The 25,832-nt window shown below is 37.7% G+C and carries 23 protein-coding genes and 1 riboswitch; of the genes, 10 read left to right on the top strand and 13 right to left on the bottom strand.

Annotated features, from left to right (window positions below; translation table 11 throughout):
• Positions 1-103: 103 nt before the first annotated feature.
• From BN1243_RS21150 to BN1243_RS21140, 4 genes are all read right to left on the bottom strand, one after another.
• Entirely contained in the window at positions 104-2,389 is a 2,286-nt protein-coding gene (locus tag BN1243_RS21150) for a helicase C-terminal domain-containing protein (protein ID WP_062110173.1), read from the bottom strand.
• Positions 2,390-2,612: 223 nt separating this feature from the next.
• Positions 2,613-2,864 (bottom strand): PepSY domain-containing protein, encoded by a 252-nt coding sequence (locus BN1243_RS21145; protein WP_062110172.1) that lies wholly within the window; start codon positions 2,862-2,864, stop codon positions 2,613-2,615.
• Between the two features lie 141 nt (positions 2,865-3,005).
• Positions 3,006-3,134 carry a hypothetical protein gene (locus BN1243_RS22905; RefSeq protein ID WP_268258076.1) on the bottom strand — a complete coding sequence of 43 codons (129 nt, stop codon included), beginning with the start codon at positions 3,132-3,134 and terminating at the stop codon, positions 3,006-3,008.
• An 87-nt stretch (positions 3,135-3,221) separates the two neighbouring features.
• A complete protein-coding gene (locus BN1243_RS21140; RefSeq protein WP_062110171.1) occupies positions 3,222-3,932 on the bottom strand; it encodes a DUF421 domain-containing protein in 711 nt (236 codons plus the stop codon).
• A 193-nt stretch (positions 3,933-4,125) separates the two neighbouring features.
• Positions 4,126-4,226, top strand: a riboswitch (purine riboswitch).
• A gap of 45 nt (positions 4,227-4,271) precedes the next feature.
• Between BN1243_RS21140 and BN1243_RS21135 the strand changes: the two genes are divergently transcribed.
• Positions 4,272-5,444, top strand: coding sequence for an MFS transporter (locus BN1243_RS21135; RefSeq protein ID WP_062110170.1), 1,173 nt, complete (start codon positions 4,272-4,274; stop codon positions 5,442-5,444).
• Positions 5,445-5,498: 54 nt separating this feature from the next.
• Here the strand turns inward: BN1243_RS21135 and BN1243_RS21130 are convergent, their stop codons facing one another.
• Together BN1243_RS21130 and BN1243_RS21125 are read right to left on the bottom strand one after the other, a co-directional pair.
• Positions 5,499-6,206, bottom strand: a complete 708-nt coding sequence (locus BN1243_RS21130; RefSeq protein ID WP_062110168.1) for an MOSC domain-containing protein — start codon at positions 6,204-6,206, stop codon at positions 5,499-5,501.
• Positions 6,207-6,351: 145 nt separating this feature from the next.
• Entirely contained in the window at positions 6,352-7,473 is a 1,122-nt protein-coding gene (locus BN1243_RS21125) for an amidohydrolase (RefSeq protein ID WP_062110167.1), read from the bottom strand.
• Positions 7,474-7,677: 204 nt separating this feature from the next.
• On the opposite strand from BN1243_RS21125, the gene BN1243_RS21120 reads away from it, so the two are divergent.
• Complete coding sequence (locus BN1243_RS21120) at positions 7,678-8,061, top strand: hypothetical protein (RefSeq protein ID WP_062110165.1); 384 nt, start codon at positions 7,678-7,680, stop codon at positions 8,059-8,061.
• Positions 8,062-8,212: 151 nt separating this feature from the next.
• Here BN1243_RS21120 and BN1243_RS21115 read toward each other — a convergent pair whose 3' ends face one another.
• Positions 8,213-8,728: a hypothetical protein gene (locus tag BN1243_RS21115; RefSeq protein ID WP_062110163.1), complete on the bottom strand. Its 516-nt coding sequence runs from the start codon at positions 8,726-8,728 to the stop codon at positions 8,213-8,215.
• A gap of 250 nt (positions 8,729-8,978) precedes the next feature.
• On the opposite strand from BN1243_RS21115, the gene BN1243_RS21110 reads away from it, so the two are divergent.
• Positions 8,979-10,361, top strand: coding sequence for an amidase (locus BN1243_RS21110; RefSeq protein ID WP_062110161.1), 1,383 nt, complete (start codon positions 8,979-8,981; stop codon positions 10,359-10,361).
• 72 nt (positions 10,362-10,433) lie between these two features.
• On the opposite strand, the gene BN1243_RS21105 is transcribed toward BN1243_RS21110, so the two are convergent.
• Both BN1243_RS21105 and BN1243_RS21100 read right to left on the bottom strand, forming a co-directional pair.
• Positions 10,434-11,828, bottom strand: coding sequence for an Asp-tRNA(Asn)/Glu-tRNA(Gln) amidotransferase GatCAB subunit A (locus BN1243_RS21105; RefSeq protein WP_062110159.1), 1,395 nt, complete (start codon positions 11,826-11,828; stop codon positions 10,434-10,436).
• The gene (locus BN1243_RS21100; protein WP_062110158.1) at positions 11,825-12,010 is read right to left on the bottom strand and encodes a hypothetical protein; all 186 of its coding nucleotides are present in this window, start codon (positions 12,008-12,010) and stop codon (positions 11,825-11,827) included. The genes BN1243_RS21105 and BN1243_RS21100 overlap by 4 nt, the downstream gene beginning before the upstream one ends.
• Positions 12,011-12,162: 152 nt before the next feature.
• Here BN1243_RS21100 and BN1243_RS21095 point away from each other — a divergent pair, with 152 nt between their 5' ends.
• A complete protein-coding gene (locus BN1243_RS21095) occupies positions 12,163-14,223 on the top strand; it encodes a catalase (protein ID WP_062110156.1) in 2,061 nt (686 codons plus the stop codon).
• Positions 14,224-14,392: 169 nt separating this feature from the next.
• Here BN1243_RS21095 and BN1243_RS21090 read toward each other — a convergent pair whose 3' ends face one another.
• Complete coding sequence (locus BN1243_RS21090) at positions 14,393-15,565, bottom strand: MFS transporter (protein WP_062110154.1); 1,173 nt, start codon at positions 15,563-15,565, stop codon at positions 14,393-14,395.
• A gap of 302 nt (positions 15,566-15,867) precedes the next feature.
• Between BN1243_RS21090 and BN1243_RS21085 the strand changes: the two genes are divergently transcribed.
• Complete coding sequence (locus tag BN1243_RS21085) at positions 15,868-16,059, top strand: YbxH family protein (RefSeq protein ID WP_062110152.1); 192 nt, start codon at positions 15,868-15,870, stop codon at positions 16,057-16,059.
• A gap of 22 nt (positions 16,060-16,081) precedes the next feature.
• On the opposite strand, the gene BN1243_RS21080 is transcribed toward BN1243_RS21085, so the two are convergent.
• From BN1243_RS21080 to BN1243_RS21070, 3 genes are all read right to left on the bottom strand, one after another.
• The gene (locus BN1243_RS21080; protein ID WP_230200287.1) at positions 16,082-16,489 is read right to left on the bottom strand and encodes a CBO0543 family protein; all 408 of its coding nucleotides are present in this window, start codon (positions 16,487-16,489) and stop codon (positions 16,082-16,084) included.
• A 359-nt stretch (positions 16,490-16,848) separates the two neighbouring features.
• Positions 16,849-18,456 carry an extracellular solute-binding protein gene (locus BN1243_RS21075; protein ID WP_062110147.1) on the bottom strand — a complete coding sequence of 536 codons (1,608 nt, stop codon included), beginning with the start codon at positions 18,454-18,456 and terminating at the stop codon, positions 16,849-16,851.
• A gap of 29 nt (positions 18,457-18,485) precedes the next feature.
• Complete coding sequence (locus BN1243_RS21070) at positions 18,486-19,946, bottom strand: sulfatase family protein (RefSeq protein ID WP_062110145.1); 1,461 nt, start codon at positions 19,944-19,946, stop codon at positions 18,486-18,488.
• Between the two features lie 438 nt (positions 19,947-20,384).
• On the opposite strand from BN1243_RS21070, the gene BN1243_RS21065 reads away from it, so the two are divergent.
• The 5 genes from BN1243_RS21065 (at position 20,385) to BN1243_RS21045 (ending at position 25,800) form a co-directional block, all read left to right on the top strand.
• Positions 20,385-21,113, top strand: a complete 729-nt coding sequence (locus BN1243_RS21065) for a helix-turn-helix transcriptional regulator (RefSeq protein WP_069201813.1) — start codon at positions 20,385-20,387, stop codon at positions 21,111-21,113.
• 109 nt (positions 21,114-21,222) lie between these two features.
• Entirely contained in the window at positions 21,223-21,879 is a 657-nt protein-coding gene (locus tag BN1243_RS21060) for a YesL family protein (protein ID WP_062110143.1), read from the top strand.
• Between the two features lie 355 nt (positions 21,880-22,234).
• The gene (locus BN1243_RS21055; RefSeq protein ID WP_062110141.1) at positions 22,235-23,863 is read left to right on the top strand and encodes an extracellular solute-binding protein; all 1,629 of its coding nucleotides are present in this window, start codon (positions 22,235-22,237) and stop codon (positions 23,861-23,863) included.
• A gap of 114 nt (positions 23,864-23,977) precedes the next feature.
• On the top strand, positions 23,978-24,943 hold the full coding sequence (locus BN1243_RS21050) for an ABC transporter permease (RefSeq protein ID WP_062110139.1): 966 nt from the start codon (positions 23,978-23,980) through the stop codon (positions 24,941-24,943).
• Positions 24,937-25,800 carry a carbohydrate ABC transporter permease gene (locus BN1243_RS21045; RefSeq protein WP_062110138.1) on the top strand — a complete coding sequence of 288 codons (864 nt, stop codon included), beginning with the start codon at positions 24,937-24,939 and terminating at the stop codon, positions 25,798-25,800. The genes BN1243_RS21050 and BN1243_RS21045 overlap by 7 nt, the downstream gene beginning before the upstream one ends.
• Positions 25,801-25,832 lie beyond the last annotated feature (32 nt).

Raw genomic sequence — 25,832 nt, 5'->3', positions numbered from 1 at the left:
AATGCTTTAACCATTTTACCCTAATATTTGCATATCTTCCATTTTACACAAAACTGGAGATAGGCTCAAAATTTGAAGTGTATTTTCTTTCTTAGTGAATATTTTATTGTAAACCAGTATAAAAATGTTGCCATTCATACGGTAACATTGCTTTGTATTTCGGTTGCAAAAATCGATCATCGATCAACGCAATAACACCACGATCCGATTCCGTCCGAATCAGTCTTCCGCCCGCTTGCAACACTTTATTCATTCCTGGATAGACATACGCATAATCATAGCCATTTCTACCGACCGCTTGAAAATAATCTTTGATAATATCACGCTCTAAGCCAATTTGCGGCAAGCCAACGCCTACAATGATAACCCCTTGTAACCTCTCCCCTTTTAAATCGATCCCTTCCGAAAAAATTCCGCCTAGTACAGCAAAACCGAGCAATCGGTCTGTTCGGTCATTATTCTTTTGGAAAGCTTCGAGAAAAGCTTCGCGTTCCTCCTCCGTCATACCAACATCTTGTACAATCGTTCTTTCATCAGGAACCTTCTCTATAAATTGCTCATAAACGGTGCGCATATATTGATATGACGGGAAAAAGACTAGAAAATTTCCAGCTTTCTGCTTTACCAAATCAATGATAAACTGCACCATTGGTTGTAAAGTTCGTTCGCGATCACGGTATCTAGTTGATAGTGGCTGAATGATCACTTCCGCATGATCTCGGTCAAATGGTGATGGAATGGAAAGTACATAATCATCTTCTCGCCCGCCTAGCAAGTTCATATAATAACCTGCTGGAGTTAATGTCGCTGAAAAGAACACTTTCGCTCGAAAACCTTTCCCCATTTTCTCAAGTTGTGAAGACGGATCAAGGCAAAATAATTTCAACTCGACATTACTGCCGTCGATAGTTAAATAACTTGTGAATTTCTCATCATAAAGCTTAGCAATTTTACCAAATGCCTGTGCTTTGAAATATGTATCAAGCAAAAGTTCGCCCGCCTCACCATCTTTTGTTAACTCTTCTTCAGCATGAAAGGCGAATGCATCGACTAACTTTACAAGCTGATCATCCAATTCTTTTTCAAGCAGTTCATTTTCCTTTTTCTTTTTTAATAAATGATCATTCACCGCTTTGGCCGACTTCGCAATTTCCTTTTTCTCTCCTTTATAGAGCCGATATAAATCGAGAAAATGGGCTTTCTCAACTGTTGCTGAATACATCTCTCTAGCTCGATCCACTAGATTATGGGCCTCATCAATTAAAAGCACCGTCTTTTTCTTCTGCTCCTCAAATAATCTTTGTAAAGATACTCTCGGGTCAAAAATATAATTATAATCACAGATGACAACATCCGCGGCATAGGCTAAATCCAATGAATATTCAAAAGGACATACCATATGTTTCCGTGCATATTTTTCGATGACAGGCCGCGTTAACAAGGATTCATGTTCCAAAATATCGGAAATAGCACCATTAATTCGATCATAGTAACCATCGGCAAATGGACATTCGGCTTTATCGCACTTTACTTTTTCCTGAAAACAAATTTTTTCCTTTGCGGTGATCGTCACAACGGTGAGCTCAAGCCCCTTAGCTTGTAGAAGACGAAAAGCCTCCTCAGCACTCGTGCGAGTAATCGTTTTGGCGGTCAAGTAAAAAATCCGTTCTAAATGTCCTTCACCAATCGCCTTCACTGCTGGAAAAATAGTAGAAATAGTTTTGCCAATTCCTGTAGATGCTTTAGCAAACAACGTCTTTTTTTCTTGAATTGTTTTATAGACAGCTCCTGCTAGTTTACGCTGTCCTTCGCGATATTGTATAAAGGGAAATGCTAATGATAACGCACTCTCATTCCTTTTTTCTCGAAGCTTTATTCTTAAACGAGCATAAGAAGCATAGCGCGCTACCACATCCATGACAAAGCTCTCTAGCTCGTTGTATGTCATACTTCGTTGGAAATCTTTTTGTTCCTCTGTACGAACTTGAACGTACGTTAGTTGAATATTCATTTTATCTAAATGATGATCTTTCGCGTAAATGTAGGCATAGACAATCGCCTGTGCCCAATGAACAGGATGAGTTTCCTCTGTAATTCGTTCAAGTGAATGGGAAGTAGATTTAATTTCATCAATAGTGATTTCACCATCTTCATCCATTAACAGACCGTCGCAACGTCCATCAATTTGAAAGGTGAGCCCATCCAACGATATTTCAGTTTCCAAATATACTTCCTTTTGGTCCGTCTCACGATAGGTCTTTTGAATTTTTTGATGAATTTTCGTCCCATTATGAAGTGGGGCTGCCGTGCGAAACCCCGACTCAATACTACCAGTGCGAAATACATATTCTACTAGCGTTCTCGCCGCTATTTTTATCAACTTTGTCATCTGATCACCTAATGGTTTTATATACATTAAGTTTATCATAGAGTGTAGGTAAATAGAAACGTACGTTTTCCCTAGTTGACGTTCTCTTCTATCTCTCAACACAATTCCTGGTCTTTCCCTTGTATTCCTGCCTTGTAAGGTATGTCAAATGAATGATAATCCGCTTTTTTAGAATATAAAAAAACGATGCTCATTTATTCTAAGCATCGTTCTCAAATAAATTTCAATCAAAATCATCTTCTTCTTCAACTTTTAGGATCTTCCCGGACTTTGCAAGAACTTCTACCTCAAACATCCGATTTTGTGAAGTTAATATAAAAATTTCATACACGAGAACTCCATGATCTAGATCCATGTCAACGTGTAAAACTTGACCTGGCACACGCTTTAGCGCAATATCCTGAGCCTGTTGCAACGAAACTCTCTGTCTAACCATCGGGGTATGGACTGGGTGGGGGTAATAATTCCCGTACATTTAGACATCCTCCTAATCTGATATTTATCCCATTTATCTATATGTCTAAAGCGATGTTGTTGTGAATAACGTTTACCCCCACTAATAGGATTTTTCTTATGCAATGTTACATGATATATTCCTCTGAAACTTTTGCTAATTCTAAATCGAGTCATTCGGTTCTTCATATTTGTCTATGTACATATTTACCCTCTGCTTTAACTCCTGCACCTCACTTAATTCCGATACAGATTCATTAATTCTCGCAATGAGTATATGTTCTTCCCCCAATGTCAAAGTAAATGAGCTAGTCCAACAATTTAAATTGTAATCTTAGAATTTATCGGGCAGTCCTGAATTTAGTCATGGGCTGCCTCCTTATTCCCGATCCATTGGTGAGTGAATTTGATCATCATATTGGTCTATGTAGATGTTCCCATTTATAGCCAATACTGCATATACAACCTCACCTACAGTGACATGGCGTTTTTGTAATTCGGTATGAAGCCATTCTTGAGAAAGATTATTTTGTTTTAAATTTTCTTGGATAATTTCCCCATCCATTATTAGCTCTATAGGCAATCTCTGTTCAGGGTTAACTGTTAAAGCTAAATCCTGCCTTGTAACATTTCGAAATTGCGGTTTTTTGAGAACTGTTAAAGTTCCATTCGTTTCAACTATTGCAAAAAGTACTTCCTCTATACGAAAAACATCTTTTTCTCTTAATTGCTGACTTAAATAATCAATTGTGTAACGCATCTTTTTCATATTATTTTCCAATATTTTTCCGTTTTGAATAACGATCGTTGGATCCCCAGCAAAAAACTTACGAGCCTTTTGGCTTTTCAAAGAAAATATCGCTATTAGAAAGCTAATTCCAACAAATAAAGAGAGAGCTATAAATGTCTGATATAACTTCATTGATATATTAAAAGCTAAATTTGCCGCGATTGCCCCTAAAGATATCACTGTTACAAAATCAAACATCGTCATTCGTGACACTGTTTGTTTTCCTAATATGCGAGCTCCAATTAGCAAAAGACCGAAAGCAAGTAATGATCTTAAAATAACTTCAATATAATCCGGCATCCTTCCACCTCGATAAGGATATTGTTCATGTGTATAGTCTTTACTTTCCATCAATATAAATTCATTTTATTCTTAGGAAGATGTTGTGATGGACAATTTTGCTGATATATTAATTATCATATTTTCACAATAGTTTCCTATCAATCTCTAAAGCACAGACCCTTGAATTTTATGAAAAAGCATGATAGATTGTACAATGGTAAATATATTTTTTTGTATAACCTCAATAATAAGGTTTGAGGGTCTCTACCAGGAACCATTTAAATCCTGACTACAAAAGCACCATCTTGTAGTTGGGATTTTTTGTGTTATTGATTGAAGGAATTTGGAGGAGTTTAGATGAATTTAAAAGTTTTTATTCTGGCAGCATCTACGATTATTGTAGGTTTAGTCGAGTTAATTGTAGGTGGAATTTTGCCCATCATAGCTGATGATTTACATGTTACGATCGGAACTGCAGGACAGTTGATCACGATTTATGCTCTCGTTTATGCAATTGCTGGACCTGTCCTCTTATCGATAACAGCGAAAATAGAGCGAAAAAAATTATATTTAATGACGTTGTCAATCTTTTTTATTGGGAATGTCATTACCTACTTCAGTCCAACTTTTACACTTATTATGATAGCAAGAGTGATTACAGCCATGAGTGCCGCTTTGGTCATCGTGCTTTCCTTAACAATGACAGCGAAAGTTGTAAAACCTGCCCAAAGAGCAAAAGCATTAGGAGTTATTTATATGGGAATCAGTTCATCCCTTGTACTCGGTGTGCCCCTTGGAATTCTCATCACGAATACATTCGGTTGGCGTACTGTTTTTCTTGGGATTGCTATACTTACAATCGGCTCCATTGTTCTCATATATGCTTTCTTAGATAAAATCCCATCTGAGAAGAGTCAGCCTTTATCTGTACAAATTAAGGCACTAGCTAATAAAAAAATGGCTGCTGCTCACTTCGCGATGTTGTTCATGTTAGCTGGACATTACAGCTTATACGCGTACTTTACACCATTTTTAGAGTCGACTTTACATTTAAATCAATATTGGATTAGTATTTGTTATTTTCTGTTTGGACTTGCTGCTGTTGGAGGCGGAGCATTCGGAGGCGGACTTGCCGCTCGCATTGGTGCAACGAAAAGCATATTAATCGTTATTGGTGCATTTGCCCTTGTTTTATTCTTGCTTCCCCACTTCACTTTTTCATTTCCGATCTTTCTTATCGTAATGATGATATGGGGAGCACTAAGTTGGAGTCTTGCCCCACCACTGCAAGATTATATTATCCAGTCAGACCGTTACACTTCTGACATTCACCAAAGTTTTAATAACTCTGCTTTACAAATAGGGATTGCACTAGGTTCAGGCATTGGGGGCTTAGTGATGGAGCACACTGGTTCTGTTACCTTCACTGCTTCCGTTGGTGCCGGGGTTGTAATGATTGCCTTTATTTCTGCGCTCGTATCATTAAGTATGCGAACAGAGCTTAGGCAAACGGAAACGATCACAAATTAAAGTAGAGCTGTCTAAAAGGTTAAAGCAATAACCTTTTAGACAGCTCTTTCTTGATTATTCATTTGGTCCAATGACCCTTTTTCGAACATTCGAAGACTCACCTTTTTCCACCCGCTTTGTTAAAGTTTTCTTCCAATTGGAAGCAAGCAAGGCGTTATTGGCAAGTTCTCGTGATTTTTCGATATTTTCTCGATCAACATGCATTATATAGTTGCACTTCGCGATCGTCCATTCTGGATAAGGCCGCTCTAGTAAACGAAAACTTTTCCCTTCCTCAACATACCCTTCTTGCAAGACGCGAAAATACCAACCCGTTCTCCCGGTATCTTGTATTAACAAGGCTAAATTTTTTATTTTAAAACGGCGAGCAGGCTTCCAACAAGGCTGTCTTGGTTGCGAAACTTGGACAATCGCCTCACCGATTTGGTAAGTATCACCAATGCAAATATCTGCTTCTCCAATTCCCTCAATGGAAAAGTTTTCACCCATTCCACCTATCACGATATTTGTAAAATTTTCTTTCTCTTGCCAGTATGTATAGTGATTAGAAGGATATGCAAATACGGCTTTTTCCGGACCTCCATGATTTTTGAGATCGGCTTGACCATCCCCTGCTACATTAGTTTTACTTACCCAGACAGGTCCATGAATTGGTTCTTTAAAAATCCCACTCGTCCATTCACGATCCATCGGTTCTTTTGCCTCTTTATTCCCAACTGTTTTTGGCTTTCCAACAAAAATCTTGTTTAGTACTATATCCACTTGAATCTCACTCCCCCCGATGCTCAAGCATTCTATTTCTATTATATAGAAAAAATGTGCAAAGAGGCTACCTCATTTCATTTGTAAAGCCTTTCTCCTTTAAAGCAGGGAGTATTTATGGATTCAAGCCTTTGTAAAAAATAACCTAGATAGGTTCGCCATTAATAAACACTTTCTCCACTCTATTTCTCAGATCGAATGGATTCCCGGACCAGATAACAAAATCGGCATCTTTTCCAGCTTCAATTGATCCAACACGATCTTCCACCCCTAAATGCTTCGCCGCATCTAAAGTCAAAGCCTGCAAAGCTTGTTGTTCGGAAATTCCACCACGGATAGCGTGGATGGCACTTGTTATTAAGTATTCGATGCCAATCACAGGATGATCAGTTGTGATCGAGCATGGAACACCTGCATCAAGCAATGTTTTAACCGTAGACCAGCCTTTGTCTTGAAGTTCTACTTTAGAACGGGTGGACAATGTTGGACCAACAGAAACTCGCACATCATGACTCGCAATAAACTCAGCAATTTTATGGCCTTCCGTACAATGTTCGATCGTAATATCAATTTCAAACTCACGTTTAATTCTTAGGGCCGTTACAATATCATCTGCACGATGAGCATGGATGCGAAGTGGAATTTTCCCTTGAAGGACTTTGACTAAATTTTCCATTCCTAATTTTCTATTTCTATCATCACTATATAAATAGTTTTGTGCTTCTATCAATGTTTCTCTTAGTTTAGCAGCAATTCCCATTCTTGTAATAGGCATTTTACCTTTATCACCATGCACTCGTTTCGGATTTTCGCCTAGTGCTGCTTTCATGCCAGATGGTTCTCTTAAAATCATTTCATCTACAATTGTACCGACTGTTTTTAAAACAACCATTTCTCCACCGATCACATTGGCGCTCCCAGGCATTACTTGAACAGTCGTAATCCCAGATTTCCTTGCATCCTCGAACCCGCTTTCCAATGGATTAATCCCATCAATCGCCCGTACTTGCGGGGTAACCGGGCTACTTGTTTCATTGAAATCACTGCCTTCTTTTCCAACACCCTGTTCAGAAACACCAAGATGAGTATGCACATCAATAAGACCAGGTGTCACAATTTTCCCTGCAGCATCAATTATTTTATAATTAAATGGAACTTTTTCCAGTGATGAAACCATTTCAAAGATCCCTTCTTTGACAAGGATCGTTCTGCCCTTCAATATATTTCCAGTTCCTTCATAAATGGTAGCGTTTGTAATGGCTAACATAAAATCCCTCCCTTTAATTGCCTATACTACAGAAGTGTCTCATAAATCACCAGGGATCGCTCTTTTATTTGTATGATGGATTTTTAGTGGTTATTCTTTTTGAAATTGTTGTTAGCAACAATAAATATCACATTCAAAAAAGGAAAGCAATCTTCGACAATTTCGGCTATAATAGAAAATAAGATTTGTAAGGGGGTGTGCAAGATGAACCAACCAGTAAGTCTGGAAATGATTTTGCAAGCTGTACTAGAGTCTTCACAACAAGTAAAAGATCTATCTAGTCGCGCTGACGGGCTTTCCAACCAGGTTAATGGACTCTCGGATCGAGTTGATGGACTTTCCAATCGAGTTGATGGACTTTCCGATCGTTTTGACGGGCTTTCCGATCGTTTTGACGGGCTTTCTGAACGTGTCGATGGGTTAGCAAAACAAGTAGAAGAAAATCATGTGAAAGTAATGGATCGAATTACTAGCGTTGAAGAAAATTTAAGTGATCAAATTGATGAGCTTGAAACGAAAGTTCTTGTACTCAATGAAGATTATTTAGACGTTAAGGCTGACATCCGGAAATTAAAACGTGCAAAATAGCTGAATGGAAAGTCTAACTACCTCTTTGTGAACACTTGCAATACTACCTAGAAAACCCTCTTTTTCCCTACTTTTTCTCATCCCATTTTGAGGGTACAGCCTAAAATACGTGCCTGACCCTTTTACGGACAGGCACGTATTTTACCGTGTATTAGATCTCAAATAACATATCCAATGTAATTAACACATGATGAAGAAATTCACCTATCTCACTCATATTTTCTTCATTCATCTTCTGCTTAAATTTTACTTCTATCGTATTCTCATATCCAGACGCTTCTTGTTTATAGTTAAAACTCAATGTTTGCGATATCTCGATTTCATCTTCCCAGATCCCATTCAATGTTTGCTCAATTTTCGAGCATTGTATATCCACCTCTTCAACCTTCTTACAGAATCGCAACATGAGTGAGCATCCAAAATTTGAGTTAGGCAACTCTAATATTTCTCCGGCTAAATCTTCCAATTTTGCTTCCAAAACAATTTCAGCTGTCACATTTGGTTGATCTAACTTTGAAAATTGAATAGCGAACTCCCGAGTCAGAATAGAAAAATCCATTCGATCAACCCGGTTGCCTATCGTTATTGCGCAATCTAAATTATCTAAATCATACACATGATTTTCAAACGCCACTTTTAGGTTTTCGAAAACGGTTGGGTCATACATAAAAGTTCCTCCGTTGTATGTAGTGATCTTGCTCTTTTAATCTAAAGCTTGATCATAAATAATCGTACCAAATTGGGCTAGACAGTCAACAATTCCCCTTTAAGGTAAATCTTAATCTTTCTCCGTGGTCACCTTTCATACTTTACAGATTGACCATAGCTATTATTGCCATTATTCGAGTGCCAAGGCTTTTTATGATATGATGCAGATACTATGTCTTTTTTCAGAAAAATTACAGGGGGTTTGCTGATTGGAACATATTTCAATTCATTCATTAATAGAAGGTTATAAGAATAGGAGATTTTCACCTGTAGAAATCACTCGGAATTTTTTAGATAGAGTGAGTGAATTACAGGATTTGAATGCATATATAACGGTGACGGAAGAGATTGCTCTAAAGCAAGCGGAAATTGCTGAGAAAAAATATATGGCCAATGAAGCAACGGGGATATTAGAAGGAATTCCGCTCTCTTATAAAGATAATTTGAATACGAAAGGGATTCAGACAACGAGCGGATCGAAAATCGATAGAGATTTTATACCTGATGAGAATGCTCATGTTGTCAGCACTCTTCAGCGAGAAGGTGCTATTCATCTCGGTAAAGTAAATATGCATGAATATGCTTTCGGCATTACGTCCAACAATCCATTTTATGGAGCTGTTAAAAATCCATGGAACAAGGATTATGCCCCTGGTGGATCAAGTGGTGGGTCAGGAGCCGCTGTGGCCGCTGGTTTAAGTGTCGCTTCAATCGGAACAGATACGGCTGGATCCATCCGAATCCCTGCCTCTTCTTGTGGCGTCATCGGTTTAAAACCGACACACGGCCTCATTAATCCAGCTGGAGTCAAACATATTTCATGGACACTTGACCATATCGGACCGCTAACGAAAAATATGAAAGATATGGCGATCATGATGGAAGCTATGACGGGAATGAGCTACACATCCAGTCTGAAAGAGGATGTTCGCGGATTACGAATCGGTGTGCCCAAAAATTATTTTAACGAAGGTATCGATGAGAACACTGCCTCCCTTTATAATCAAGCTTTAAAAGATTTAGAGAGCCTAGGTGCGGTTTTAATCGAAATTGATATTCCGTTCACACCTGAAGATCTTGCCCTTTCCTTCGGGATTGGTATTGCAGAAGCAGGATTTGTTCATGAAAATTCAATTGTATCTGCATTAGATTCATTTGGTCTCGATGTGAAAGCATCACTTGAACATAGTCATGCGATCACAGCCCTTGATTATATTAAAGCTCTTAAAAGAAAGGGCCAGTTAACGGTGCAATTTGAAAGGCTGTTTGAGCAAGTCGATGTGTTGGCCACACCAACGATCCCTATCACTCCCCAAAAAATCGGTGAGGAAATGGTTGAAATTAACGGTGTAACTGATAGCGTCTTTAACACGATGATTCGGATTCCAGCTGTTTTTGATTTAACAGGCCAACCTGCCCTATCAATCCCATGTGGAATTGCTAATAATGGACTACCTGTTGGACTGCAATTAGCCGCTGCCAATCATAATGAAAAAATCTTGATGCATGCTGGATACGCATATGAGCAAACCTTTTTAAAAGAGTTTTATAAAAAAAGAGAAGAGTTATTAGGCTTTGCTATAAATAAGTAAAAATCAGTCCCCTGTGTGCCCCTGCGCAATAGGGGACTGTATTGGATGATCCAAAAAAATCTCTATTCTCCCTCATGTCCCCTGTAACGTCATCGTTAATGGTTCGTTATTTTCCCATGCGCTTCCGATCTGCAATAGAAGTTTTTCGGAAAGATGATTGCCAATCAATTGCATACCAACAGGAAGTCCCCGCTTGTCTAAACCCATTGGGACCGCTAGGCTTGGTAACCCTGTTAAGTTTATAGGAGAAGTAAATGGCAAGCACCGTTTTACAACTTCCAAATTTTGCTCTATCCAACTATCACTAAAAGCTGGGGTTGTAATCGGGATAGTCGGGCCGACTAGGATGTCAACGTCTTGAAATACTTGATCCAACGCTTTCACCATTTTTCTTCTTGCTTGTTGTGCTCTGACATACTGGGGTGTACCCGTTAATGTCCCTGCTAGAAAGAAAGTTCTAATATCCTCCGAGTAGTCCTTTGGATATTTCTGAAGCCAATCATAATGAAATGCAGAGGCTTCTCCAGTTACAGTTGCATAGCCTGCGAATGTTGCCATAGCTAACTCAGGGATAACAAGTTCTTTTATTTCTGCCCCTAAACTTCTAAGTATTGAAATTGCGTGTAGAAAAAGTTTCTCGACATCTGAGTCCAATCTTTCGAGGTAATACGAAGGAATTCCTATTTTTACTCCCCTAATTCCTTTATTAAGATTTTCTGTATAATTGGGAACCGCTACTTTAAGACTTGCAGGATCATTTGCATCAAAACCGGCCATATAATTAAGCATGAGAGCCAAGTCTGAAACAGATCTCGCCATTGGTCCCGCAGTATCCAATGACCAAGCTGATGGAATAACACCATAAGTACTAACAAGACCATAAGTTGGCTTTAATCCGTATACTCCACACATGGCCGCTGGTAATCGAATAGATCCAAATGTGTCTGTCCCAGTTGCAAGTGTCGCTAAACCATCTGCTAAGGACGCAGTACCACCACCACTTGATCCACCTGGCATGTAATCTGTATTCCATGGATTGCGGGTAGTCCCAAAGAATGGATTTGTGCCCGTTGAACCAGCTGCGAGTTCATGCATATTTTGCTTACCTAACATTATTGCCCCTGCTCCTAACAGTTTTTTTACTGTTGTCGCACTTTCCTCAGGAATAAAATTAGCAAAAAGCTTCGATCCGACAGTTGTTCTTATACCTTTCGTAACATAATTATCTTTTATGCCGATTGGAATTCCGTGCAGAGGTCCGATGTACTTACCATGCATGATATCATCTTCAGCCTCTCTTGCTTGTTGAAGGGCAAGTTCAGGTAGTGGAGTTATATACGTCCGGAGAATTGAATCAATCTTATCAATACGGTTTAATATGTGTTTTGTCAATTCTACTGGTGATAACTGCCTCGATTTAATTAGTGGACCAAGCTCTGTTGCGGTCCAAAAAGCTATATCAGTCATCTCATTAACTCCTTATCTACAACCATTATCGGAACTTCCATGTTTAAATAGGGATATGCTTGCAGAGAATTTTCGGCTATCTTCATCGTCTTCAGTATATCTTCAATATATGGGACATCTTTTTCGTAGCTTGGTAACCCCTGCAAATGTAAACCTTTTCTAATAAAGCTTTCATTATCCATCTAACTAACCTCCTTTATAGGTCGTAATACTATATGAATTCGCGAAATGAGTGTGCAGATGTCGCCTTAATAGGTCTAGGCCAAAAAAAATAGCATAGGTATATGAATGGAACTAATAAATTTAAATCTCCATTAATAGGGGTGGGACTTATATGGATGAGAAATCATCACGAAACCAAAAGCCTATTCAGAAAAATGCTAAAAACGAGCAATTAAATGAGTTCCGCGTAAAAAATACAGGAAAACCAATGACAACAAACGAATCGCTAAAAGTATCAAATGATGAGGAAACGTTAAAGGCAGGAGTGCGTGGTCCGTCATTACTCGAGGATTTCCATTACTTTGAAAAGATGACGCATTTTGTCAAAGAGAGGATTCCGGAAAGGGTTGTTCATGCAAGAGGTTATGGAGCCCACGGAGAGTTTGAATGTTATCAGTCGATGAAGCAGTTTACAAAGGCTGGGTTTTTACAGGAAGCAGGAAAAAAGACTCCTGTATTTGTGCGCTTTTCTACCGTGCAAGGAGGTAGAGGGTCTTATGATACGGCAAGAGATTTACGCTGTAAAGGGGTTAAGTTTTATACAGAAGAAGGTAATTACGATTTGACTACAATTGCCATGCCAGTATTAATTAATCAAGATGCGATGAAGTTTCCAGATGTAATCCATGCGTATAAAGGCGAGCCGCGCACAGACGTCCCAACAGCTTCTGGTGCCCATGACAATTTTTGGGATTATGTCGCCAATAATCCTGAATCACTTCATATGGTATTGTGGATCATGTCCGACCGGGGGATTTTAAGAAGTTATCGAATGATGGAATCGTGGGCGATTAATACTTATCTATTTGTAAACGAACAAGGAAAGGCTACTTTTGTCAGGTTTGTTTGGAAACCAGTGCTCGGTGTTCACTCATTACTTCAAGATGAGGCACTGAAAATTGGCGGACTTGATCCAGACTTCCACCGACGGGATCTTATTGAGGCAATTGAACGAGGTGCGTATGCCGAATATGAATTAGGCGTCCAGCTAATAGCAATGGAGGATGAATTTAAATTCGACTTCGATCTTCTCGATCCCGCAAAGTTTTGGCCGGAAGAGGTCGTCCCTGTTCAGCTAATCGGCAAGATGACATTAAATAAAAATGTAGATAATGAATTTGCCGAATTGGAACAAGTAGCTTTTAACCCTGCAAATGTTGTTCCTGGAATTGACTTTTCCAATGATCCTGTCCTGCAAGGCAGGTTAATTGCTTATCAAATTGCACAATACCATCGGCTTGGAAGTGCTAACTTTCAAGATTTACCGATCAATCGACCAATCTGCCCTTTTCATAACAATCAACGACAAGGCCATATGAGGTATCGAATAGATGTTGATCAGGTTAACTATCATAATAATTCAATAGCCAATAACACACCTTACACTACCCCGCCAGAAGAAGGCGGCTATTCTCATTATCCCCAAAAAGTGGAAGGTCATGATATACGAGGCAGAAGCAAATCATTTAACGATTTCTATTCGCAGCCGCGAATATTCTGGAACAGTTTGACGCCCATTGAAAAACAACATACGATTGACGGGCTTAGCTATCAAGTTGGAAGTGTAAAAAGAAGGTCTGTTCGCCAGCAAGTTGTCGATATTCTTGTTAACGTCGATCAAGAATTGGCCTATATTGTTGCTGACAATATTGGCGTCGACCGTCCAAGTGGAACCCAAGTTCCGGTCTCTACAAGTTATTCTTCTCTTAGTCAAGCTAGTACACCTCGTTACGCCTACACGCAAAAAGTAGGTATACTGATCGACAATGGCTTCAATGGTAATGAAGTAAGAAACGTACTTAAAACATTAAAAAAGTATGGAGTTTTTGTCGTCGTCGTAAGTGAAACACTTGGTACTGTTACAGGTGCGGACGGTATAACACTTAAGGTGGATAAAACCTTTCTTACAACAAGTCCTTATCTGCTTGACTCCCTCTATGTTGTGGGCGGAAGTGCTAAAAATCAAGCAAAATTCAATGCTAATGTGACAGAATTCGTACGTGTAGCTTATCAACACTATAAACCAATTGGTGTTGCCTCGACAGGACAATCATATATCCAAGCATCTGGAAAAAACAATTTGGCTGGTGTTGTTTTTGCCGCAAATAATCCAAACTTTGGAGAAGATTTTGTCTCCGCCATTGCACAGCAACGTTTTTGGAATAGAACCTAGTTTAAAGCGTCCATACTTAATCAACATTTTAATGCATAAAAGAAGATTACTATTTGACGAATAAAACCGCCAAAAATGATTGGCGGTTTTATTCCTTATAAATTGTCGACTCGTTCAATGATTTCGCCAAACCTATTTCCAAGAACCAGTTTTTCAAAAATAGTCCGAATTATGAAACCTCTTGTTCTCTCCCCGGCTTTTTCCACTTAAGTGAAAGTCCAACACCGATCAATAATACTACCGCAGCAAAGTAGAATGGATAATCCAAGTTAACATCAAATAACGCCCCACCTACAATCGGTCCAATGACATTGCCTATACTCGTGAACATCGAGTTCATTCCACCAACAAAACCTTGTTCATTTCCAGCAATTTTCGATAAATATGAGGTGACGGCTGGGCGTATCAAATCAAAACCGACGAAAATAAAGATGGCAGTCATTAGAATACTAGCATACGAATTCACAGTGGTCATGATAAAAACAAGTACCGCCGAAAAAATTAAACAGTATAATGTTAAACGGATTTCACCAAAGTGTTTCGTAAACCAATCAAATAATACTAACTGGGCAAACGCGCCAACAATTCCCCCGCCTGTGATGATGATCGCAATATCTGTCGGAGTAAAACTAAATTTATGATCAACATACAAACTAAAAATCGACTCAAAGGATGCTAAACCAAACGACAGAATGAAAATGACGATGAATGCGATAAAATACATTGGCGCAAATATCCGTTTCCAGCCTGTTTTGAGTTTGTCGTTCTGTAAAACCGTTTCTTTCTGTCTCTCGGGTTCGTTAAGGGCAATAATGGAAAATATTGCTGCAATTAAAGCGAGACCTGCGGCAAAAAAGAACGGTACCCGTGTTCCGATTCCAGCTAAAAAACCACCAATCCCAGGTCCGACGATAAAACCAGTAGAAATGGCTGCTGACATATACCCTAGTGCTTTTGAACGTGTCTCCATTGTCGTAATGTCAGCAATAAATGCTGTAACAGCAGGCATAATAAAAGCTGCACTAACTCCACCTAAAGCACGGGAAACAAATAAAACCCATAAATCATTTCCAATCCCAAATAAAAGTTCTGATACACTAAAAATAAATAACCCGCTGACAATCATCTTCTTACGGCCAATCGAATCTGTCCAACGTCCCGCTATAGGAGAGGCCAATAATTGCATAATCGCAAAAATTGCAACCATATAACCAACGACAGAACCTGAAATATGCAGCTCATTCATCAATGTCGGCAGTACTGGAATGACGAGACCTATACCTAAAAACGCAATAAATAAATTGGATAATAATAGTACAAGTGTGATGTTTGTTTTCTTCATGTTTCTTTCTCCTCTGCACTACAAACAACTAAAATTTACATAAAAAACGCCTTCTCCCTCGAAATTTCCGAAGAAAGAAAGATATGTCTATTATGGCTTAAGCCTCCGAGAATTAGCAACAGAAAGGTTTCCAACTTTGAAAATTATATAGTGATTTTTAACATGATAGCCATAATTTAGAACAGCAACAATACGTAGAAATGAATGTTCATCCAATGTACTGCACTAAAGTAGAACTAATCCCTCTCTCACATACTTTCCAGCAAATAAGTAACAATAAGAAAAAAAGGAGAGATGTTCAAATGGGTGCAATTGAGCGAAATGGTTTCGTTTTTGAACAAGAGTATAGTGTTGTTAGTCAAGATGGAGCAATTCATGTATATAAAGATGGAGTTTTTATAGAAGAAATTAAATTTGAGTTTTCGGGGGAATTTCCTGAACACAATTTAATTGAGGAGCTCGTTAACCATTATTGTGCGGAATTTCAAAACTAAATACGTAATCAAACTTGTAACATCATAGTACGTCATATCGAACCATTACTTTATAATAAAAAAACACTAAAATATATGCCAATAAATAACTAAGAAACGTATGGAATATATTCCAGCCATTATAATAGAATATATATTTTGCTACTAAAGCAACATACTCCATTCCAGTTGTTATTAATCCATAAAACACCATCCAAACTACCGGCTTTCTTGTAGATAATTGAAGTGAATAAACTAAAAGACAACCAAGAACTGGGTATAAGCCTAAGTTTAATGGTAGTGACGATAATGATATATTTTTAAACCTCGGAATAAAATCCCAAAAATTATTAAATCCTATCTCATTTAATACAAAGGCAACTACTGAAACAAAAGGAGCCATTATAATTACGAGCTTCAGATTTACTCGAAAAAATAGAATTAAAAGCAACCAAGGTAATATAAAACCAAAAATCCAATAATTGATCATAATTTTCCCCCAATAAATTCATACTTTTATAAGTTTGTTATTGTTTGGGAGAAATCATACTATAAAGTATACGTTTTTAACTGTAAAAATCACTTCCAGTAAACATTAATAGCATATGCCATAAAGATCAGACAGTTTTTTGCGCAGTTTTTGGAATATATGTAGAATGCAATCATTCAATTCATTGGAGCGGAAGGCCGAGACTCTGCAAATCGCATAGCGTCTAATTAGACTTCATCCATACTGTAGGACATAAACAAAAAATAGGGTTGCCCAAAAAGAAAGTAATCTTCCACTTTTTGGACAGCCCCCCTACTCGTTTAGTTACCTTGGTAACGGTCATACGCTTTTTCTTGTATTTCCATGTACTTTTGAAGACCCATTTGTTCAATTTCTTTCACGTATTGATCCCATTTATCCAAAGACTCATTACCCGAGATAAACTTATCACGCATTTCAGTTACATATTTTTCAATATCTTGACCATTTGAAGAGAGGAATTTATTTTCATCCTCCGTGTAAGTAAAGGTTGACCATATTTCCTCGGGAATAAATGGCTCAATTTTAGCTGCAGCTTCTAAAGATGCATCGGAAGCCTCAGACCCAGTAAAGAAATCCTTCTTTACGATTCCTGGAGGATTCACTCCTACCCATGGCAAGTATTGTGAGATAGCTGTTTCTCTATGTTCCGCATTTTCAATTTCATCAACATATTGATATACACCGTTCTCCTCTTCATAAGTCTTGCCTTCAATCCCCATATACATGAGTTTTGCACCTTCATCACTGTAAAAATAATCAAGCCATCTAACTGTTGCAGCAGGGTTCGGGTTATTTTGCGTGATTGCAAATTGTCCATTATTAAAAAGTGGAGATGTTACATTTGTGTACATTTGATCTCCGTTTGGACCTTTTAAAGCACTTAAACTTACAAAATGCTCTCCTTCTACACCTTGAAATGTTCGACTTGGATCGTAAAACATTGTACTAGCATATTTTCCTTCTTTAGCATTCGCCATAAACTGTGCCCATTCTATCGTAAAGATGTTTTGTTCAATAAGTCCTTCAGAATATAGCTTATGAACATACGTCAACATCTCTTTATAAGCATCAGATGTTGGCATAAATCGTAATCCTTCTCCATTTGGAGATTTATCGACAAGTCCTGTTCCACCTGTAGTACCTAAACCAAAGGCACCTCGTAGCCACCCAAATAGATCGTTAATATTGACTCCTCCATATGGAATGATCTTACCATGTCCAAAATCTTGATCTTTCACAGCTTTGAGAAACTGATAGAAATCTTCTGTTGTTTCGGGCGCTTCAATCCCTAGCTCATCTAAATAATTTTGATTGATCCACGGACGTGCGCCTAGACGGATAGATAAAAACTCTGGATCCCTTACACCAGGCATCGAATAAATCTTTCCGTCAGGGAAAACCATTCCCCTTTTAATGTTAGGGTCATTATCCATTAATTTTTTCAAATTAGGTGCATATTGATCGATCAAATCGTTAAGCTCTACAAACATGCCTTGTTGACCATATTTGTACAAATCCAAATTCGATACACTGGAGGCATAAAATACATCTGGTAAACTGCCTGTAGATAAAGCTAAATTCCGTTTTTCATCTAAGTTATCCATTGAAACTTGCTCTATCCAATCTATTTTTACGTTCGTCATATCTTCATATGTGTTCCAAACGAGCAGGTCATTCCAATCAACATTTGTATTAGTTCCAGATTTCGATGTAAACATTTTTAATGTGATCTTCTTCTCGACAATCGGAAACCCTGTTTCTTTAACCTTATCTAGTGCTTCCTGATCTGTTTCCGTTTGCTTCCCGCCTGCTGGGTTAGTTGAACATGCAGCTAGAATTATGAGTAAACTTATACATATAATATAAAACACTCGATTTTTTTTCATTTTGTACTCCCTTCTTTTCATATAGTTTTTTAACGCAATTCTTGTGGATGACGTCTCTTTAATTCTGGAATTGCATGGCCTCTTCCTGTTTCTTCTAATCTCTCAATATACTTTTTCAAATGTCCTTTTGCGTGCAATGGTCCACCCTCTTTCATTACTGTCCAGAGTGGGTCAATATCAAATGGCATCGTACCCATCATTTCATCGTGCCATTCCATGAGGTAATAGACGGCTTGTCTACAAAGGTCAGAGCGCTCTGCAGCTAAATCCGTTGTTTCAAGCGGGTCATTCTTAATGTTATAAAGCATTTCTTTGTTAAATAAATGATAGCCATCATGATAAGTTCGAATATACAACCAGTCACCAAATCGAACACTTCTTTGGCAAACGTGTGCACATTGAGAAACTACAAGATAATCTCGCCCTGTATCTTCACCCTTCGTAATCGTGTCAGCGTAACTTTGCCCATCCCAACTAGCTTGCGGCTCCTTCCCCACTATCTCAGCAACTGTTGGCAATAAATCAAGATGATAATGCAAACCATGGTCAACATGTCCTTTCTTGTAACCAGGCCAGCGAATAATCATCGGAATCCGACAAGTTCCTTGGTCAGATGTTCCATGTTCACCATATATGCCCAACTCCCCCATGTTCTCCCCGTGATCTGAGGTAATAATAATAATAACTTCATCCATTAACCCCTGTTTTTCTAATTGTTTAAAAATATATCCTACATGCTCATCCATATAGCGGATTCCGCAATCATACCCATCAATCATTTTCCGTAAATCATCTTTATTTTTAATCTCACCAGGATATCTTGGATATTCTGGATATGTGTTATTATCAAACATGTTAATTTCATGGACACTATGTGGGCCGACTTTTTCCTTATGCTTTTCAAAAATTTCATCAGTAAGCCACACTGGTAGTGGTTCTCCTTCAAATGGATTCCCAAAAGTTTCAGGTGTTCGGTAGGGTGTATGCGGATCCCAATAATTTACATATAAAAACCAGTCATCTTTATTTGCATTTTGTTCCAACCAATTTAATACAGTTGGTGTAACATCCTCTGCCAACTCTCCGCCGCTTTGACCAGTATTATGCATTTCGTTAAAACCTGCATAAAATGTGTACGCAGAATGTCTTTCTGCAAAGGGACTAATTAAGGTTGTTTTCATATTCATAGAACGAAATAACGACGGGAAACTTTCTGTTGCAAGCTTGTCTTTAAATCCTCGATTTACTCCTTCATGGCGAACATCTGCAGCTGATCCGCCATGATTAACGACGCCATTATGGATTCCAAACTTTCCTGTCATTAAGGCCGTGCGCGAAGGAAAACATGGTGCATCCGATGTATAGTAATTCGTAAATCTAACACCTTCTTCAGCTATTCGATCAATATTCGGCGATGTATTTCGATGATATCCGTAACATCCTAAATGATTGGGATTAGTAGAATCCAAGTCTAAAAATAATACTTTCATACGTCTAACGCTCCTTAAATAAAATGTCGCTTAACATGATAACGTTTCCACTAAAATCGTAACAAATTAACACAATTAGTCCATGTACGATTCAACGATTCGTTGTACAATATAATCAAAATCTTTACATTAACTGTAAATCCCGTAATATTGTGATAAATAAGGAAGTGCAAGTTAGGCTCCTAACAAAATTCCTATCTTCTAATAAAAACAATTGACCACATTATGTGCGTTTGGCTTACTTTAGAAAGAGCGTTGCGGTTTATTTAGCCTTGTTTGGTATAAAAACTAACCACTATAAAATTAGCCCAAAATAGTGAAAGATTCATAGTAGGAGGGGTCATTATTTTCACATTTGAATCCGTTCATTTCGATAATCTTATTAAAAATTGGGGTACATCAACTGAAAAAATTTTCTATCATGTCCTAGTAATTGTTGTGGAAGGTAAAGTACAATACACGATTGATAATGAAAAAGTAGAATTAGATAAAGGTGAAATAATGTATATTCCTAGATCCGCAGTTAGAAGTGGGGAAAACTACCAATTTACCTTACATCAAAAATATACCATTTTATTTATTGATCATGAAAAGGAAATCGGGATTCCCTTTTTAGATAAAAGGCAATTCTTTAAAATTAAGCCTCGAAACTTTCAATATTTTAAGCAACGAGCTGAATATCTTTACAGAGATCTAAAAGGGAATAATAAGTACAATCTGTATATCTGTCTAGGAATTTTACAAGAAATAATCGGAATGCTCGCTCGCGAAAAAGAAGAAACCGAAACTTCGCCAATGAAACTTAAGTACGCACAAACTATACAAGAATATATAATTCATCACTATAGAAGCCCAATTGAAATTGATTCTCTCGCAAAGTTAATTCAAAAATCACCAAACTATACGATTTCCATATTTAAAGAAGTTACAGGCCAAACACCCATTCAATACCTTCATCAATTACGAATTCTTGAAGCAAGTAACCTCTTACTAAATTCAAATATGGCAATCTCGAGTATAAGTGAATACTTAGGATACTATGATACATCCTATTTTTGCAGAGTGTTTAAAAGGCTGATGTCTCTCTCTCCTCAAGAATATCAAAAAACGATCAAAACAGCGGACTCGGCAAATTCACGGGGAGCCGCACATCTATCCGAGGACTAAACTTAGTTCTACCTATTAGAATATTTAGAATTAACTCCCCACACCATATGCTTATGTTATAATTAGCGTAATCTTTTAACTACTTTGCTAATACATTGGGGGAATATCCGTGGAATTGAAAGGGTTTATTGGAGCACTTTATAAGCTAGGTGATTGGGTTATCCGACTTGTCTACGTAAATATTCTATGGGTTTTGTTTATTGGAGTAGGGGGCATTGTACTTGGGATTATGCCATCAACTACCGCATTGTTCAGTGTGATGCGCAAATGGATGAAAGGTGAGACAGATCTCCCCATCTTTAAAACGTACTGGCGATCTTTTAAAAAGGATTTTAAAAAGGCAAATTTACTTGGCCTAGTACTTGGAGTTATCTCCCTGATCCTTTACGTTGATTATCGGGTAATCTTAATTTCACCAGGTGCAACTTTTCAAATACTTGCACTCGTTTTAATGGTCATTTTATTCATATTTAGTTTAATGTGCCTTTATCTTTTTCCCGTATTCGTCAGCTATGAGATGAAACTGTTTCAATACTTTAAATTTAGCTTTTTATTCACCTTTGCTAGCCCTTTATCAACGATCATCATGCTTGTCGGCCTTTTCTTTACAGGAATACTATTGACTATGGTGCCTGGCTTAATTATCTTTTTTGGAGCAAGTGCAACAGCATTTATTATAATGGCTTCGGCAAATCGTGCATTCGGAAAAATTAAATATAAAATCGAAAAAAATCACATTCAACAGGAAAATATAGTGAATCAATAACTATAAAATGTAATCGTTTTCTAAAAACAGCTTTTCGAATAGACATCGGAAAGCTGTTTTTTCCTTGTCACCCTCTATATTACTTGTCCATTTTTTGTGAAGTAAATAATGATCGACTTTATAAATTTCTACCTATTTACGAAATTCCACCACCCATTTTATCGTTGATACTAAAGACTTTTAAGCGCTTTCCATTATCCTCCCCTCCTTTCCTACAGAGGAAGTGAAAACCATTTGTTTACAATTGTTACAAAGAATCCTATAGTAAGGTTGCCTGCTGATTAGAGTTTTTACTTAGTAATTAGCGGAGCAAAAAAGAAAAGCAGTTCTAATAATATGTATAGGGGGAGAAAAAATGCTTGGAAGACTATCAAAAGTTTTATTAGTCTTATTATTAGTGTTCGGGATTTTCGCTGCTTGTAGTAATTCCGATGATTCATCAAGCGTCGGTGGAAACGAACCAAATAATGAAAGCGGAAACACACCTGAAAAATCAGGCGATGATGCCGAGAAAGAAGATGAAACTACTGCCTCAGATTACGGAGACACTGGCGGAATTACGTTGCCGATCGTAGACAAACCAGTTGAACTTACTTGGATGCTAGTTAGTGATGAAGCTAATTTGCAAGATTCCGCTATTATTAAGGAAATCGAAAAAAGAACAGGCATTAAGCTTAAAATCCAAGCATATTCTTCGGGAACATATAAGGAGAAGCTTAATACGGTTGTAGCATCTGGACAACTACCTGACATTTGGCACGGTTTGCCTGTAGCGAAAGTTAACGAGCTTGGTAAAAAAGGTGCCGTAGTCGCAATCAATGACTATTTAGATCAGCTTCCTAACTATAAGAAGTTGTACGTTGAAGAAAATGATTGGGTTATGAAATCCTTTTCAAGTGATGATGGTGACATGTACACTTGGCCAATATATGGTGTAAACCGTGACGTTAACCATGGATTCTTATATCGGAAAGATATTTTCGACGAGCTAGGAATTGAACTTTGGAACAACACAGATGAATTCTACGAAGCTCTAAAAAAATTGAAAGAAGCTTATCCAGATTCTGCTCCTTACGCGTCCAAAACTCTCGAATATATTTTTAGAGACTGGGCATTTGGTTGGGGCATCACTGGCGCCCAATACCCCGCTTATTATGATGAAGGTGATGGAACTTGGAAATTCCAGTTTACAGATCCAAAACACAAGGATATGTTGGACTTTATGAAGAAGCTATACAATGAAGGTTTACTTGATAAAGAATTTATTACGGATACAGATGCTTCTTGGACAACGAAAATGACAACAGATAAATCATTTGTTACGTTTGACTGGATTGGTCGCCTTGATATGTTCTATGAGCAAGTAAAAGGAGAAAATCCAGACTATGATTTGAGATATGGTAACCCGGTTGGACCAGAGAATACAATTCGTAGTTTAGATAAAGTTGCGAACTGGGGGCATGCAGTCACTAAAAATGATAAAAGTGAAGTTGCTTTAAAACTACTTGACTACTTATCTAGCCCTTCAGGCGCTGAATTAATTACAGTCGGTATTCAAGATGAAATGTATGATTTAGATGCAGATGGTAATGTAATCTATCCTGATTTAGATGTAGAAGTTGTTGGAATTAAAGATCTTGAAACGAAATACGGAATGTGGGTAGAAGGAATGTATCTGCGTGCAGATGATCGTAGTGTCTATTTTAACTACACCGAAAAAGAACAAGAGGCTCAAGATATGATGCAAGGAAAAATGCAGCCAATTGATCCGATCTTGAAATTCACAGATAAAGAAAATGATACATTAGCAAAATTACAGCCAAACCTTTTAACAGCTGGTGTCGAATTTAGTACGAAATACGTTATGACAAAATCTCATGGTGACAAAGAATGGGATGCATGGCTTGAAGAGGCAAAACGATTAAAGGCAGAAGATTTTATTGCTATCTATAACGAAGCTCAAAAACGCTATGACGCTGAATAGCATCGTATAAACCTTTAGTGTAGAGGCGAAACCATAAAGGGTTGGGATTCCAAGGTAGTTATGGAAAACCAGCCCTTCATGGGATACCTCTAACTATTTTAGGAGGAGACCACTTTGCAAAAAACATTTTCAGAGACTAATAACGCTCCAGTGAATAACACACCGCCATCACGCTGGGTCTCTGCACTTCGCCATATAAAACGAGATAGGCAGCTACTCATTCTTTTTATCCCTTGTATTCTGTTTTTTATCATTTTTCGATATGGGCCAATGTACGGTTTAATCATTGCTTTTAAGGAATATGATGTTTGGTCTGGTATTTTAGGCAGTGAATGGGTAGGTTTTGAACATTTTCGTACCTTTTTTACTAGCCCTGATTTTTTAAAACTATTTAAGAATACGCTTTTATTAGGGTTTTTCAGCTTAATAATCGGGTTTCCATTTCCAATCATTTTTGCCATTCTCTTAAATGAGGTGCGCTTGATCTGGTTTAAAAAATCGATTCAAACAATTAGTTTTTTACCATCCTTTTTATCTATCGTTATCGTAAGCAGTATGTTGATCGATTTTTTATCACCAGGTAATGGAATTATTAACGATATCATCGCTGCACTCGGTTTTGAGAAGATTTATTTTTTAGCTGAGCCTTCATGGTTCCGTACCGTTTATATTGGATCAGATATTTGGCAACAAATGGGGTATGGATCGATTCTTTATCTTGCTGCGATTGCTGGGATTGGACCTGAATTATATGAAGCAGCGAAAGTTGATGGCGCCTCTCGTTGGGCAAGAATTCGTTATATCACCTTACCAAGTTTAAAGCCTACTATCTTGATTTTATTTATTATCAATGCGGGAAATATGTTCAGAATAGGATACGAAAAAATCTTACTTATTTATAATCCAATGACATATGAAGTTGCCGACGTATTTTCTACTTATGTATACAGACAAGGTTTATTGCAGGCGAACTATAGCTATGCCGCTGCGGTAGGTTTGTTTGAGGGGATTATAGCCTTAATTATGCTATTAGTCGCTAATATTGTAAGTAGAAAGCTTGGAGGTAAAAGTCTATGGTAGGAGAAAAGAAATTTACGATATTTACCGTATTCAATACACTTATCTTACTTGGTGTGGGAATTGCGATTTTGTACCCCATCGTGTACATTATAGCCGTTTCATTCAGTGATACGAGTCAAGTTGTTCAAGGGAAAGTTTGGCTGTGGCCAAAAGGGTTTAATATTGATGCGTATAAAGAAATTTTAACTCAGAATCGAATCCCGAAAGCCTATCTGAATACGTTAATTTATACAGGACTTGGAACGTTTATTAACTTAATGATGACAGCGATTGCGGCCTATCCTTTATCAAGAGTAACCTTTTTCGGACGAAAGTTTTTCATGCTCGCCATCGTATTAACGATGTTTTTTAATGGCGGTATGATTCCAACTTACGTTCTCGTTCAAAGTCTTGGTATGATTGATACGATATGGGCCATTGTCATTCCAAACGCGATTTGGACAGTCGAATTACTTATTCTAAAGAGCTTTTATGAAAACATGCCTGACTCCTTAAGAGAGTCTGCCATTATCGATGGGGCATCGGAATTTCGAATTTTGTTTAACATTATGATTCCACTATCGAAACCAGCTCTAGCTTCGATTGGTCTCTTCTATTTTATGGGACATTGGAATAGTTATTTTCTACCGATGATCTACTTGAATGATTCGGCTAAATATCCACTTCAAGTTGTTCTTCGAGATATGCTCATCTTTGCGAATAATGAAAATGAAAGTTTAATAGATAAAGCAGCTTTAGCACCTGAAGCCTTGAAAAATGCTACCATCTTTATAAGCATGATTCCAGTTCTCATTATTTATCCATTTGCTCAAAAATATTTTGCAAAAGGAGTAATGTTAGGTTCTGAGAAGGGATAATGATATTTTTGTCGAATGCAGTAAGTAACAAC

Origin of the sequence: Bacillus niameyensis (assembly GCF_001375535.1) — a bacterium.
In the GTDB taxonomy this organism is placed as follows: domain Bacteria; phylum Bacillota; class Bacilli; order Bacillales; family Bacillaceae_C; genus Lederbergia; species Lederbergia niameyensis.
The sequence above is the reverse complement of the archived record's forward strand: the minus strand, read 5'-3'. Positions and strand labels throughout refer to the sequence as shown.